Genomic DNA, 13,881 nt, shown 5'->3' on the forward strand with positions numbered 1-13,881 from the left:
CGACAGACATGTCAACCATCTTCAACGTCCGAAACATGAAGCTGCCGGGCGTTTCCCGGACCGCCGTCATCGTCGGCGTCGTCCTGCTCATCGTCGGGATCGTCGGGGCGTTCCTGGGCTGGAACTTCTACAAGAAGATGACCACGAACACCGTGGTGGCCTACTTCAGCCAGACGCTGGCGCTCTATCCGGGCGACAAGGTCCAGATCATGGGTGTGCGCGTCGGGTCCATCGACAAGATCGAGCCGGCCGGCGACAAGATGAAGGTCACGTTCCACTACGAGAACAAGTACAAGGTTCCCGAGAACGCGACCGCGTCGATCCTCAACCCGAGCCTGGTGGCCTCGCGCACCATCCAGCTCGCGCCGCCCTACACCGGGGGGCCCGAGCTTCCCGACGGTGCGGTCCTCGACCTCGATCGCACCCAGGTGCCCGTCGAGTACGACGATCTGCGTGACTCGCTGAGCCGTCTGCTCACCGATCTGGGGCCGACGCCGGAGCAGCCGAAGGGCCCGTTCGGGGACATCATCGAGTCGGCCGCAGACGGTTTCGCCGGTAAGGGTGAGCAGCTCAACCGGACACTCAACGGTCTGTCCGAGGCGTTGTTCGCGCTCAACGAAGGCCGTGGCGACTTCTTCAGCGTGGTGAAGAGCCTGGCACTGTTCGTCAACGCGCTGCACCGCAGTGACCAACAGTTCGTGGCGCTCAACAACGATCTCGCCCAGTTCACCAACGCATTCACCAACACCGACCGCGAAGTGGCCAACGCCCTGCAGGATCTCAACGAACTTCTCAGCACGACAAGGGGATTCATCGAGGAGAACGGCGAGGTGCTGACCCACGACGTGAACAACCTGGCCGACGTGACGAATGCGATCCTGCAGCCGGAGCCGCGGGAGGGCCTGGAGACCGGGTTGCACGTGTTCCCGAACCTCGGCTCGAACATCGTCAACATCTCGTCGCCGAACGCGGGCGGCATCGTCGGTATGCCGGTGATCTCCAACTTCGCCAACCCGATGGAGTTCATCTGCAGCTCCATCCAGGCGGGCAGCCGGCTGGGCTATCAGGAATCCGCCGAGCTGTGCGCGCAGTACCTGGGTCCGATCCTGGACGCGATCAAGTTCAACTACCTGCCGTTCGGCGCCAACCAACTGCGCACCGCGATGACCCTGCCCAAGCAGATCGCCTACTCGGAGCCGCGCCTGCAGCCGCCGCCGGGATACAAGGACACGACCGTGCCGGGTATCTGGTCGCGGGACACCCTGTTCTCGCACGGTAATCACGAACCGGGCTGGATCGTCGCCCCCGGAATGCAGGGGGTCGAGGTGCAGCCGCTGACGGCGAACATGCTGACGCCGGAATCGCTGGCCGAACTGATGGGTGGTCCCGACATCGTCCCGCCGCCCGCCCCGCCGGCCTTCGGTGTGAACAACGGCAGGCTGCCCGGTCCGCCCAACGCGTACAGCGAGAACACCCCGCTGCCGCCGCCGTGGTACCCGCAGCCCGCGCCACCACCGGGTCCGGCCCCGGGCGTCATCCCGGGTGACCCGCTCGGCGCGATCGCACCGGCCGGGCCGGCGCCGGCCGCACCGTCGGGACCGCTGTTGCCGGCCGAGGCAGGGGGCTGATCGCCATGCGGAAGTGGACCAGACTGGGACGGCGCGCGATCGCCCTGGGCGCGGCGGCACTCGTGCTGACCTCGTGCGGTTCGTGGAAGGGCATCGCGAACGTTCCGCTGCCCGGTGGACCCGGAACCGGGTCGGACCGCACCACCATCTACGTCCAGATGCCGGACACGTTGGCGCTCAACGTCAACAGCCGGGTCCGGGTGGCCGACGTCTACGTGGGCCGGGTTCGGGCGATCGAGCTGAGAAACTGGGTCGCCACCCTGACCCTCGACCTTGAGCCGACGGTGCAGCTTCCGGTCAACGCCTTGGCCAAGATCGGCCAGACCAGCCTGCTGGGTTCTCAGCACGTGCAGCTGGACATGCCGCCGGATCCGTCGCCGCAACTCCTGGAGACCGGCGACACCATCCCGCTGCAGAACGCGTCGGCGTTCCCCACCACCGAGCGGGTGCTGGCCAGCATCGCGTCCATCCTCACCGGTGGCGGCGTCTCCAACCTGGAGACGATCCAGACCGAGATCAACAACGTGCTGACCGGCCGCGCCGACCAGATCAGGGATTTCCTGGGCCGGTTGGACACCTTCACCGGCGAGCTCAACCAGCAGCGCGACGACATCACCCGGGCCATCGACTCGACCAACCGGCTGCTGACCGTCGTCGAACAGCGCAACGCCACCCTCGACGCGGTGCTCACCGAGTTCCCGCCGCTGATCCAGCACTTCGCCGACACCCGCGATCTGTTCGCCGATGCCGTGGAGGCGCTGGGCCGGATCAGCGGTGCCGCCGAAGGAGCGCTCGCCCCGGCCAGCGACAACCTGAACACCAACCTGGCCAATCTGCAGCGCCCGCTGCGGGAGCTGGGCAAGGCCGGTCCGTACTTGATCGGTGCGCTCAAGCTGCTGCTGACGGCGCCGTTCAGCATCGAGAACGTGCCGAAGGTGGTGCGCGGCGACTACATCAACGTGTCGATCCTGGTGGACCTGACGTTGTCGGCCATCGACAACGGATTCCTCAGCGGCACAGGCGTTTCGGGTATGTTGCGAGCGCTGGAGCAGGCCTGGGGCCGGGATCCGGCGACGATGATCCCGGACGTGCGGTTCACCCCGAATGCGCACTCCGTCCCGGGCGGACCGCTGGTGGAAAGGGGTGAGTGAGCGATGTTGACGCGGTTCGTCAAGATCCAGCTGATCATCTTCGCGATCCTCACGATCATCGCGGTCAGCGTGCTCGGGTTGTACTACCTGCGGCTGCCCAGCCTGGTCGGTGTCGGTCAGTACACCCTGTATGCGGAGTTGCCGCGCTCGGGCGGACTGTATGCGACAGGCAACGTCACCTACCGCGGCACGCAGATCGGCAAGGTGACCGCGGTCGAACCGACCGAGACCGGTGCCCGGGCCACCATGAGCATCGACGACACGTTCAAGATCCCCGCCGATGCGACCGCGAACGTGCACTCAGTGTCGGCGATCGGTGAGCAGTACCTGGACCTGGTGTCCACCAGCGACACCACCCAGTACCTGAGTCCCGGCCAGACCATCACCGAAAGCACGGTGCCCAGCGAGGTGGGTCCCGCCCTGGATGCGGCCAACGAGGGCCTGGCCGTGCTGCCCAAGGAGAAGATCGACTCGCTGCTGACCGAGACCTCGCTGGCCGTCGGCGGTCTGGGACCGGCGCTGCAGCGGCTGGTCGATTCGACCACCAACATCGCCGAGGGGTTCCGGGACAACCTGCCGCAGGTCAACGACATCATCGCGAACTCGGCGCCGATCCTGGACAGTCAGGTGCAGTCCGGGGACGCGATCGAGCAGTGGTCACGCAACCTCAACGTCATCGCGGCCCAGGCCGCCGAGCAGGACGGTGCGCTGCGCAGTGGTCTGCAGCAGGCGGCGCCGACCCTGGATCAGGTGTCGACCGTGTTCAACGACGTGCGGGATTCGCTGCCGCAGACGCTGGCCAACCTGTCGGTGGTCATCGACATGCTCAAGCGCTACAACAAGGGGATTGAGCAGGCGTTGGTGGTGCTTCCGCAGGGGGCTGCGCTATCACAGGCGGGCACGATCTTCGAGAACGAGGGTCTGCTGCACTTCGGTCTGTCGATCAACCAGCCGCCGCCGTGCCTGACCGGTTTCGTGCCGGCCTCGGAGTGGCGTTCGCCGGCAGACACCAGCATGGCGCCGCTCCCGACCGGGACGTACTGCAAGATCCCGAAGGATTTCCAGGGCAACGTCGTGCGCGGCGCACGGAACTATCCCTGTGCCGATGTCCCGGGTAAGCGGGCGGCGACCCCACGGGAGTGCCGCAGCGACGAGCCATACGTCCCGTTGGGCACCAATCCGTGGTACGGAGACCCGAACCAGATTCTGGCCTGCCCCGCGCCGGGTGCGCGGTGCGACCAGGGTGTCGACCCGGGCCGGGTCGTCCCGGCGCCGTCGGTGAACAACGGGCAGAATCCGTTGCCCGCCGATCAGCTCCCGCCGCCGCAGAACACCGCACCGGTCAGCGATCCGGTCAGCCCTCCGGGGTCGGGTACGGTCAGCTGCAGCGGACAACAGCCCAACCCGTGCATCTACACACCGTCGCAGGGGGCGCCCGGCACCACCGCGGCCTACAGCCCGAGTAGCGGTGAGGTGGTAGGGCCTGACGGCGTCAGGTACAACGTCAGCAACTCGAGCAACCCAGGAGACGACGGATGGAAGGAGATGCTGGCACCAGCCGGCTGACCCCCGACGCCGAGGCTGACGCACACCACGAAGAGTCGGCCACCCTGCCCGACCAGACAACGCCAGAAGCGAACCCCGGCGACGGCCGCAGAGCCGCGCGACTGGGTAGCCGTTGGGTCGCGGGCATCGCGGCGGGCCTGGTGGTGCTCGCCGGCGCCGCGGTCGCGGGTGGATATCTCGCCGAGCGGGCCAACCAGCGTGCCGCCGATGTCGCCCGCACCGACGAGGCCGCGCTACAGGCGGCCAAGGAGTGCGTCGCGGCCACCCAGGCGCCCGACACCGTTGCGATGACCGCGGCCCAGTCCAAGATCCTGGAATGCTCGACCGGGGACTTCGGTGTGCAGGCCGGCCTGTTCAGCAGCGTCATCGCCGAGGCGTATCAGGCCGCGAACGCGACGGTCGCGGTCGACGATCTGCGGGCCGCGGTCGAGCGGCACAACGAGGACGGATCGGTCAACGTGCTGGTCGCGGTGCGCGTGCGCATCTCGAACTCGGAGGCCGCCGATCAGCAGGTCGGCTATCGGTTGCGGGCGACGATGGCCTTCGACGAGGGGCAGTACCGGATCGCCAAGCTGGATCAGGTCAACTCGTGACAGCTGTTGTCGACACCAGCCTGACCGCTTCGAACGCGTCGGCCGAGGATCCGGCCGCGCAGGCGGGGTTGGCGACGTGGCGCGCTCGGGCCGCGGCGCTCGCGGTGGATGTGTTGCCGGGTGGCGGGGTGATCGCCACCGCGGCGCTGCTGGCACTGACCGCGCCCGCCGACGCCTGGAGTCGATGGGTGTTCACCGCGGTCGCGGCGTTGACGTTGTTCCTGATGGCGGTCAATCGTCTGGTGCTTCCGGTCGCGACCGGTTGGACGTTGGGTCGGGCGTTGTCGGGTATCGCGGTGCGTCGGGCCGACGGGGCAGCGGTCGGGGTGTTGCGGCTGGCCGCGCGTGACCTCGCGCATGTGCTCGACACCCTTGCACTGTTCATCGGGTGGCTGTGGCCGCTGTGGGATCGTCGCCGGCGGACGTTCGCCGATCTGCTGGCCCGCACCGAGGTGCACCGCGTCCAGGCGCCGCGGCGGGACATGCGCCGGGCTGTCGCGCAGGTGCTCGCCGCCGCAGCGCTGGTCGGCGTCGCGGCGGTGGCGCTCGGTTATGCGGTGGTCTACCGGCAGGAACTCGCGGTGGCCGAAGCGCGGCAGCAAGTCGAACAGCAGGGACCGCGGATCGTCGAGCAGATGCTGAGCTACGGCGCGGACACCATGTCCGAGGATTTCGCCAGGGCCCAGTCGCTGACCACCGACGCCTACCGTTCTCAGTTGATCGCCCAACAGCAGGCGGTGCAGGGCGTGGACGCCGATCCCGCGGCGGACACCACTAACGAGTACTGGGCCGTCAACAGCGCGGTGCTGGACAACCCGCCGGTGACCCCTGACCGGGCGTCGATGCTGCTGGCGATGCAGGGCCAGCGCGGGTCCAACCCCGAGGACATGAAGTTCATCACCGCCACCGTGCAGGTGGAGTTCGAGAAGTCCGCCGCCGACGGGCAGTGGCGGGTCGCGAACCTGACGGTGCTGAAGAAGCCGCTGATGAATCAGGCGAGCCGATGAGTCCGCTGCGCAAGTTCACCGACGGCGATACCGACGAGCACACGGTCAGCCCGGACTACTTCCAGCCCATTCCCAGAACGCCTGCGCGTTGGGGACTTCCGTTGATCGCCGGCATCACCGCGCTGGTACTCGTCGCCGCGATCGCCGTGTCGGCGTTCATGCTCGCCCAGCACCGGCAGGACCGTCGTGCGGCGGTCAACGACGCGGCGGCCCTGGGCTATACCAGCGAGTTCATGGTCATGTACACCAGCTTGGATCCCTTCAACGCCAATGCCTACGCCGACCGCGTCGCCGCGCAGGCCACCGGGGAGTTCGCGAAGAACTTCAACGACCGGCTCAACGAGATCCTGGTGCAGGTGGCCCGTTCCGAACCCAGTACCGGTGAGGTGCTCGCGGCGGGTGTGCAACGCTGGCACGACGACGGCAGTGCCGATGTGCTGATCGCGACGAAGGTCACCTCGCAGACGCCGGACGGAAAGTCGACGATCGAGAGCGGAAGCCGCTGGGTCGCAACGACGATCAAGGAAGGACAGCAGTGGAAGATCAGCAACCTGATCCAGGTGATCTGACCACCGAGGCAGGCGGTTCTGCACGTAAGCGGCGGTGGTCCTTGCGGCGCCCGGCCAAGTCCGTCGCCGGCGGCCCCGCAGACCCGGCCGAACAGGTCGAACAGGCCGAGGCAGTCGGCCCGGTGGCCCCTGACAACTCTGGCAACCCTGCCGACTCTGACAACCCTGGCAACCCTGGCAACCCTGCCGACTCTGACGACACTGACAACTCTGCCGACACTGACAACTCTGCCGACCATGGGGGCGGCGCAGCCGACGGGGAGTCGTCCAAGGTTCCGGTGGGCAAGTCCGGCCGACCCACGAAAAGCGCTGTGCCGGAACCGGACCGGCCGAACGGCCGGAACGTCGAGGGCGCCGAACCCGAGTCCCCGGTTGAACCTGAGTCCCCGGTTGAACCTGAATCCCCGGCCGACCCCGAATCCCCGGCTGAACCCGAATTCTCGGCTGAACCGGAGTCCCCGTCCGAACCCGTTGTGCTGGTACCGCATCGGCCCGCCAGCCGCGGCGTGGTCATCGCGGCAGTGGTCGCCTCGGCGGTGTTCGTCGGGGCGAGCGGCTTCGCCGCGGCAATGGTGCAGCCCTATCTGGTTGAACGCGCACTCGTCGAGACCAAGCTGAACATCGCGCGCACCGCGACCGACGCGATCACCGCGTTGTGGACTTACACCCCGGATGACATGGCGACCCTGGCGAACCGGGCCTCGGTGTATCTCGGTGGCGATTTCGCCGCGGACTACCGGCGCTACATCGACGCCATCATCGAACCGAACAAGCAGGCCCAGGTGACGAACACCACCGAGGTGATGGGTGCAGCTGTGGAGTCGGTGTCGCCACCCTCGATCCCGACCGAGGCGACGGCTCTGGTGTACACGAACTCGGTGGCCACCAGTCCGGTGACGAAGAACATCCCGTCGCTGAGGTACCTGTCCTACCGCCTGACCATGCAACGGGACGGCAGTGACTGGCGCATCACGCGGATGTCGACCATCACGTCGTTCGACCTGACGCCGCAGCTCTGAAGCTGCCGCCGTGACCGCCGCAATCAGCGCCGCGATCCTCGGGCCGGGCCCGACCGGTCCGGCGTAGCACCGTGCCCGAGAGCGATCGGTCCTCCAGCGCTCGGCCGTTCGTCAAGCAGAATCCGCAGGCGCCCCGTGGGTTCTTCGCCTGCGAGGCGGCCGGGCTGCGCTGGCTCGCGGCCGCTGACGGCGGAGTGCCGTGCGCCAGGGTGCTGGCGGTCGACGACGTGTCGTTGACGCTGGAGCGGTTGACACCCGCGGCTCCCGGCAGGGCTGCGGCGCGCGAGTTCGGGATTCGGTTGGCGCGCACGCACGACGCGGGCGCCGACGGTTTCGGTGCCCCGCCGGCCGGCTGGACCGGGGCCGGCTACTTCGGGCCGCTCGGTCGGCCCCTACCGATGGCCTACCGCCGGGACCGCACCTGGGGGGTTTTCTACGCGCACCGGCTCACGGAGATGGCGGCTCGGGCCGAACTCGACCCGCAGACCCGGGCCTCGGTGGACCGGGTGATCGACCGTTGCGGCGCAGGGGATTTCGATGACGGTACGGATCCGGCCCGGTTACACGGTGATCTGTGGAGCGGAAACGTGATGTGGACGCCGCAGGGCGTGGTGCTCATCGATCCCGCCGCGCACGGCGGCCATCGGGAGTCCGATCTGGCGATGCTGGCGCTGTTCGGCTGTCCGCATCTGGATGAGGTGCTGGCCGGTTACCAGCAGCGGCGGCCCCTGCATCCCGGCTGGCAGCACCGCGTCGGTCTGCACCAGCTCTACCCGCTGCTGGCGCACGTGGTGTTGTTCGGCGGTGGCTATCTGCAGCAGACCCGGGAGGCAGCCGACAGCGTCAGTTGAACGCCAGCCATGCGGGCTGGGCTCGCTCGCGGGAGTCGCACAGCACCGCCATGGTGTCGCAGGAGCCGCGTGGTGAACCGGCGCCGGCCCACATGCCGCCGGTGTCGCGACGCAACACGATCGCCGACGATCCGCCGCCGTCGAGCAGGACCGCGGTGTCGCTGCCCAGGCCGCGGAAGAGGTCCTGGATCTGATCCGGGGTGTAGTTACCGCCCTGGAACACATACATCTCGTCACGGTCCTTGACGTAGGCCAGGGCGGTGCGTGCCGAACTCGGTCCGGGGTCGTTGAGTTGACCGGTGTCGCCGGGCGCCAGCAGACCGATCCCGGCGACGGCGACGAACCGGGTGCCCTGGTCGATCAGACCGGTGACCACCGGGGTGGCGGCATCGAAGTCGTCGTCGTGGCGCGGCGGGACGACGAACGGCGCGCCCTTGACCGGCAGGATCATCGTCGACAGAGCCATCCAGTGCTCGTTTCCGCCGGACAGACCCTGCTTGCCGGCATAGGCCAGCGTGCCGGTGACGGCGGTGTTGGTACGGCCCAGGCCCCGGGTGTTGTCCACGTAGGCGCCCAGCGGCGAACTGCATCCGGTGGTCTTCCACGACCCACCCTGCTGCCCGCGGACGTCGAAGAAGTTCGCGTTGATCGCAATCGTCGGCTGGCCCAGCGCTTGCCACGCCTGTAACGGGGAGTAGATCTCGGAGGCCTGCCACAACCCTTCGCCGGTGCGCGCCCGCGGATCACGCTCACAGCGGGCCTGATATCCGGTGTGCGAGTCTGCCAGCAGCCGGGGGGCGAGCCGCTGTGAGGCGCCCTTGATGATCATCAACCGGCCGCCGTTGTTCAGCTCGTACCAGTTGCCTGAGGCGTTGAGCATCGGTGCCGGGAAACCGCTCCCGAAGTTGTAGACCAGATAGGACCCGCGGGTGTTGGCGATGGCGGCGGCCAGCAGCTCCCGGGCGCCGGCCGCGCCTGCCGCCGGCGCCGTCACCGTCGCCAGCACGGCGCACATCGCCAAGGCAACCGCCGAACGTCGGATGTCGACGGTGCGTGAGCGCCAATGGTCGACGGTGCGTGAGCGCCAATGGTCGACGGTGCGTGAGCGCCAATGGTCGACCGTGCGTGAGCGCCAGTGGTCGACGGTGCGTGAGCGCCGAGAGTTTGCGGTAGGAGTCGGCACCGGCGGCTCCTCTCGGGTGAACGACGCGGGCGTGTCAACAATAATCCCACCAGAATCACTGTCAACTTTCGTCACAGCGGTATCACGGGATGGTTCCGGGCCGGTCGCTGACCGGTTTGCTGCGGCGTAGCGCCGGCGAACGCGCGGGGGTGATCGCGGATGAGCTGCCACCGAATCGGGTATCCGGACGCATGCTCTCAGTGACGCGAACCTTCACCGTGAGTGCGCCGCCCCGCCTCGTGGTGGACTACCTCAAAGACCTCAAGCACGCCGAGCAGTGGGATCCCGGCACCTGCAGATGCGAGCGCATCGACAGCGGCCCGGTTGCCGAGGGTGCGTACTGGCACCACGTCTCGAAACTGCTCGGCGTGACCGCCGAACTCACCTACCGGCTCGACGAGCTCACCGACCACACGGTGGTCTTCGTGGGTGAGGGCCGGACATCGAGAACAGTCGGCAGCATCGCGGCATCGCCCGAAGGCCGGGGGTCGCTGATCACGTACCAAACCGAGCTCGAAATGCACGGCATTGCAAGCATTGTCAATCCAATATTGAAAAGGGTGTGCGAGAGGCGCGCCGCGCACGTCGAACGCCGGATGGCCGCGGTGCTCAACCGGCTCCCCGCGACGCCGGGCTGATCTGCGGCTCTAGCCAGGGGCCAGGCGGTATATCGCGTCGGCGGCATCGTCGGTGATGTAGACGGCGCCGTCGGGCCCGGCGACCGCGGCCACGGGCCTACCCCATCTGGATCCGTCGTCGGCCTGAAACCCCCCGACGAGGGTCTGCTGGTTACCCAGGTCACCGTCCTGCCAGGGGTAGAACGAGACTTCGGGGGCACGCGGCGGCTGCCGGTTCCACGAGCCGTGCACCCCGATGAGGGCTCCGCGGCTGTACGGGTCGGGCAGCTCGCCGTCGACGAAACTCAGCCCGAGCGGTGCCGAGTGGGCGCCCATGCTCTGTTCGACGGGCGGCAAGGCGGCGCAGTCCATCTGCGCGCCATCGGGGTTGGTCTGCACGTCCCGGATGTAGGCCAGGTCCGCAGGCCCTCCGTCGGGATTGCAGTACGGCCAGCCGAGTTCGCGACCGGGGGTGAGCTTGGCGATCTGTTCGGGTGGATGTTCTCCCACGTACTCGGGGATCACCTGCCCGTAGGACGGGCCCGGTTCCGGGAAGGCCACGTTGTCGCGGCCGTTGTTGGCCGTCCAGAGCGCACCATCGGGCGCGACCGCCAGCCCGGTGCCGTTACGCACCCCGGTCGCGAACGGTTCGGCCGGACCTCCGCCGGGTGGCACCCGCATGATGGTCGCCCGGGGCGGGTCGGCGGTGCGGTCCTCCTCGGAGATGTTGCCGGTCGAACCGATGGAGAAGTACACGGCACCGTCGGGGCCGATCGCGACGCTCTTGAGCACGTGCGAATAGGCGCCGCGCAGATCCGGACTGCGGTCATCCGGCAGTCCGCCGGCGACGGTGCGCGGTTCGGTGGCCGCGCCCTCGGCGTATCGGTACGCGTCAACCTGATCGCTCTCGGCCACAAACAGGGTGGAACCGTCGAACGCCAACCCGTGCGGCTCGTCGAGGCCGTCGAGCAGGACCGACTCCTCGGGTGCGGCACCGTCACCCGGCGAGAACCGCAACACCCGACCCGAACTGGGTACCGACACCAGCAGGTCGCCGTCCGGGGTCCAGGCCGCCAGCCGCGGCCGCGACGTGCGTGCCCACACCGACATCGTCCAACCCTGCGGGACGATCGCCTCCCGCGGTTGGTCGAACGGGGCCTGGGCCAGGGACTCGTCGACCTCGACGGTCACCGCCTGCGTTGCGGTTCCGGGGGTTTCCGCGGTGGTCGGCGGTGTCGGTGACGCGGCGGGGGTGTCGGCGGGCGTCGGGTCGGTTTGTGGCTCGCCGGCACAACCCGCGAGCAGCGCCACCCCGAGTAGCGCTACGCCAATTCGTTGATGAATTCGTTTATGCCGCAGCAAGTCCCGCATGCATCTCCCAGACGAGGATTTCGGCGGCCGTGCCGGCGGTGACACGCTGCCCGCCGGAGGCGGTGAACCGCACCGCGTCCCCCTCGCGCAGCGGGCCGGCACCTTCCAGGGTCACCTCACCGCGGGGCACGAACAGGTGCAGGTAGGGCGCTTCGGGCAGTTCGACACTCTGTCCGGGCGCCAGTCGAGCGCCGTGCAAGGCGGCGTACCGGTTACCGATGGTGATGGCGGCGGCCTCGGAGTGGGCGGGCATCCCGGACGCGATCGTGACCAGACCGCCGCGCAGCAGTTCGTCGTCGATCTCGAGCTGCTGATAGCCCGGGTCGGTACCCGACTCGTCGGGGACCACCCACATCTGCACGAAATGTACCGGCTCGCTGTGTGTCTCCTGGCCGGTGAGCGTCCAGGAGTCGTTCTTCTCCGAGTGCAGGATCCCCCGTCCGGCCGACATGCGCTGGGCCAGGCCTGGATAGATGACCCCGGAATGGCCGGTCGAATCCTGATGTACGAGCGAGCCGCGCAGCACCCACGTCACGATCTCCATATCGCGGTGCGGGTGGGTGTCGAACCCGGTGCCGGGCTTGACGACGTCGTCGTTGTTGACCAGGAGCAGGCCGTGATGGGTGTTGCCCGGCTCGTAATGGCCGCCGAACGAGAACGAATGCTTGGAGTCCAGCCACGCGATCTTGGTCTTGGCGCGATCGTCTGCACGCCGGACGTCGACGATGCTCTGGGTGCCGGTCATGGGGAATCACTCCTTGACGAGTTCCTGCCAGCCTAGGTGGCTGCCCTGCTGCCGACAACATTGATGACGTGTCATGTATTCCGCGTCTAGGGTGGTTCCATGGAGTGGCTCAACGACGAGCAACAGCGGATCTGGCGCAACTACCTCGCGATGGTCAGCCGGTTGCACACGGCCATGCATCGCCAGCTGCAACAGGACTGCGAGCTTTCGCTGTCGGACTACGACGTGCTCGTCGCGCTCGCGGAGCGTGGCCCGATGCGGATCCATGAACTCGGCGAGCTGATCGGCTGGGAACAAAGCCGGTTGTCGCACCAGTTGCGGCGCATGCGGGGCCGCGGGCTCGTCGACCGCGAGGGGGACGGCGACGATCGGCGGGGGGCCACGGTCGGGTTGACCGAGGCAGGGCGCGCAGCGCTGCACGCCGCCGCGCCCGGGCACGTGGATCTCGTGCGCTCCGTGGTCTTCGATGGACTCAGCGAGGCCCACCAGCGGGCGTTCGGTGCCGCGGTCGAAGCGGTGCTCGCGCGGCTGGGCACTGCCCGGCCGGCGGACTAAAGCGTGGCGGGCAGCCCGAACTTCGCGAACAGGCTGGTATCCATGAACGCCACCGTGTGCACGATGCCGGAACTGCGCAGATCGAGCACGTGCAACTGAAAAGCCTCATGGACACCGGTCTCGGGGTTACGCAGGTAGAGCGCGGCCACCGGTTGTCCGTTGGCGGTGGTCCGCAGGAAGCGCATATCGCCGGCCTGCTGCGCCGGACAGTGCACCTTCGACAGCGTGATGATGTCCGCGGGGCCCTGATACCAGCTGTCGAAGGGAGGCATCTCCCACACCGCATCGGCGGTGAACAGCTCGACCAGCCGGTCCATGTCGTATTCCTCGAACGCGGCGATGTACCTGTCGAGCATGTCCGCGGCTTCCGGGGACTCGGGTGGTACCGGGTGATCGTCGCGGCTGGGCTGGATCTCGTCGAGCTGAGCACGGGCGCGTTGCAGCAGGCTGTTGACCGCCGCGGTGGACGCGCCGACCGCCGCCCCGACCTCGGCGGCCCTCCATTGCAACACCTCGCGTAAAACCAGCACCGCACGCTGACGCGGCGAGAGGTGTTGAAGCGCAGCGACGAAGGCCAAGCGCACCGACTCCCGGGATTCGGCGATCACCGACGGATCCGACGGGTCCTCACGCGGCGCGTCGGGCAATGGTTCGAGCCAGCTGACTTCGTGACGTTCGGACAGCTCCCCGGTGGGGTCCGAGGACGGCTGCCCCAGGCCGCTCGGCAGGGGCCTGCGCTTGTTGCCGTCCAGTGCCGTCAGGCACGTGTTGGTGGCGATCCGGTACAGCCAGGTGCGAACCGAGGATTTGCCCTGAAACCCGTTGTACGACTTCCATGCGCGCAAGTAGGTTTCCTGGACGAGGTCCTCGGCGTCGTGCAGCGAACCGGTCATCCGGTAGCAGTGCGCCAGCAACTCGCGCCGGTAGCGCTGCGCGTCGGCGAGAAAAGCGTCCTCGGCACTGCTGCCCTCAACAGCGGTGACAGTCACAAAGTGCAGCTTACGCACCGCCACCGACACGCTCAGC

The 13,881-nt window shown here is 68.0% G+C and carries 14 protein-coding genes; 10 read left to right on the forward strand and 4 right to left on the reverse strand.

Going from position 1 to position 13,881, the window contains the following annotated elements; all coding sequences use genetic code 11:
- Positions 1-8: 8 nt before the first annotated feature.
- From ACNUDN_RS01030 to ACNUDN_RS01065, 8 genes are all read left to right on the forward strand, one after another.
- On the forward strand, positions 9-1,628 hold the full coding sequence (locus tag ACNUDN_RS01030) for a virulence factor Mce family protein (protein ID WP_419120215.1): 1,620 nt from the start codon (positions 9-11) through the stop codon (positions 1,626-1,628).
- A 5-nt stretch (positions 1,629-1,633) separates the two neighbouring features.
- Positions 1,634-2,779, forward strand: a complete 1,146-nt coding sequence (locus ACNUDN_RS01035) for a virulence factor Mce family protein (protein ID WP_419120216.1) — start codon at positions 1,634-1,636, stop codon at positions 2,777-2,779.
- A gap of 3 nt (positions 2,780-2,782) precedes the next feature.
- Entirely contained in the window at positions 2,783-4,345 is a 1,563-nt protein-coding gene (locus ACNUDN_RS01040; RefSeq protein WP_419120217.1) for an MCE family protein, read from the forward strand.
- The gene (locus ACNUDN_RS01045; RefSeq protein ID WP_419120218.1) at positions 4,315-4,938 is read left to right on the forward strand and encodes an Rv1363c family protein; all 624 of its coding nucleotides are present in this window, start codon (positions 4,315-4,317) and stop codon (positions 4,936-4,938) included. The genes ACNUDN_RS01040 and ACNUDN_RS01045 overlap by 31 nt, the downstream gene beginning before the upstream one ends.
- Entirely contained in the window at positions 4,935-5,945 is a 1,011-nt protein-coding gene (locus tag ACNUDN_RS01050) for an RDD family protein (RefSeq protein ID WP_419120219.1), read from the forward strand. Before ACNUDN_RS01045 ends, ACNUDN_RS01050 begins: the two co-directional genes overlap by 4 nt.
- Positions 5,942-6,514, forward strand: coding sequence for an Rv1363c family protein (locus tag ACNUDN_RS01055; RefSeq protein ID WP_419120220.1), 573 nt, complete (start codon positions 5,942-5,944; stop codon positions 6,512-6,514). The genes ACNUDN_RS01050 and ACNUDN_RS01055 overlap by 4 nt, the downstream gene beginning before the upstream one ends.
- Positions 6,481-7,533 carry a mammalian cell entry protein gene (locus ACNUDN_RS01060; protein WP_419120221.1) on the forward strand — a complete coding sequence of 351 codons (1,053 nt, stop codon included), beginning with the start codon at positions 6,481-6,483 and terminating at the stop codon, positions 7,531-7,533. Before ACNUDN_RS01055 ends, ACNUDN_RS01060 begins: the two co-directional genes overlap by 34 nt.
- Positions 7,534-7,604: 71 nt before the next feature.
- Complete coding sequence (locus ACNUDN_RS01065) at positions 7,605-8,384, forward strand: fructosamine kinase family protein (RefSeq protein ID WP_419120222.1); 780 nt, start codon at positions 7,605-7,607, stop codon at positions 8,382-8,384.
- Here ACNUDN_RS01065 and ACNUDN_RS01070 read toward each other — a convergent pair.
- Positions 8,377-9,399, reverse strand: coding sequence for a phosphodiester glycosidase family protein (locus tag ACNUDN_RS01070; RefSeq protein WP_419124959.1), 1,023 nt, complete (start codon positions 9,397-9,399; stop codon positions 8,377-8,379). The two genes, ACNUDN_RS01065 and ACNUDN_RS01070, sit on opposite strands and share 8 nt — an antisense overlap.
- Positions 9,400-9,656: 257 nt before the next feature.
- Here ACNUDN_RS01070 and ACNUDN_RS01075 point away from each other — a divergent pair, with 257 nt between their 5' ends.
- Positions 9,657-10,205 carry an SRPBCC family protein gene (locus tag ACNUDN_RS01075; protein WP_419120223.1) on the forward strand — a complete coding sequence of 183 codons (549 nt, stop codon included), beginning with the start codon at positions 9,657-9,659 and terminating at the stop codon, positions 10,203-10,205.
- Between the two features lie 9 nt (positions 10,206-10,214).
- Here ACNUDN_RS01075 and ACNUDN_RS01080 read toward each other — a convergent pair whose 3' ends face one another.
- Both ACNUDN_RS01080 and ACNUDN_RS01085 read right to left on the reverse strand, forming a co-directional pair.
- Positions 10,215-11,555, reverse strand: a complete 1,341-nt coding sequence (locus ACNUDN_RS01080; RefSeq protein WP_419120224.1) for a PQQ-dependent sugar dehydrogenase — start codon at positions 11,553-11,555, stop codon at positions 10,215-10,217.
- The gene (locus ACNUDN_RS01085) at positions 11,533-12,300 is read right to left on the reverse strand and encodes a pirin family protein (protein ID WP_419120225.1); all 768 of its coding nucleotides are present in this window, start codon (positions 12,298-12,300) and stop codon (positions 11,533-11,535) included. The genes ACNUDN_RS01080 and ACNUDN_RS01085 overlap by 23 nt, the downstream gene beginning before the upstream one ends.
- Positions 12,301-12,399: 99 nt before the next feature.
- Between ACNUDN_RS01085 and ACNUDN_RS01090 the strand changes: the two genes are divergently transcribed.
- Entirely contained in the window at positions 12,400-12,855 is a 456-nt protein-coding gene (locus ACNUDN_RS01090) for a MarR family winged helix-turn-helix transcriptional regulator (RefSeq protein WP_419120226.1), read from the forward strand.
- On the opposite strand, the gene ACNUDN_RS01095 is transcribed toward ACNUDN_RS01090, so the two are convergent.
- Positions 12,852-13,874, reverse strand: coding sequence for a sigma-70 family RNA polymerase sigma factor (locus ACNUDN_RS01095; protein ID WP_419120227.1), 1,023 nt, complete (start codon positions 13,872-13,874; stop codon positions 12,852-12,854). The two genes, ACNUDN_RS01090 and ACNUDN_RS01095, sit on opposite strands and share 4 nt — an antisense overlap.
- Positions 13,875-13,881 lie beyond the last annotated feature (7 nt).

The sequence above is a fragment of the Mycobacterium sp. smrl_JER01 genome (genome assembly GCF_048513595.2).
Lineage (GTDB): Bacteria > Actinomycetota > Actinomycetes > Mycobacteriales > Mycobacteriaceae > Mycobacterium.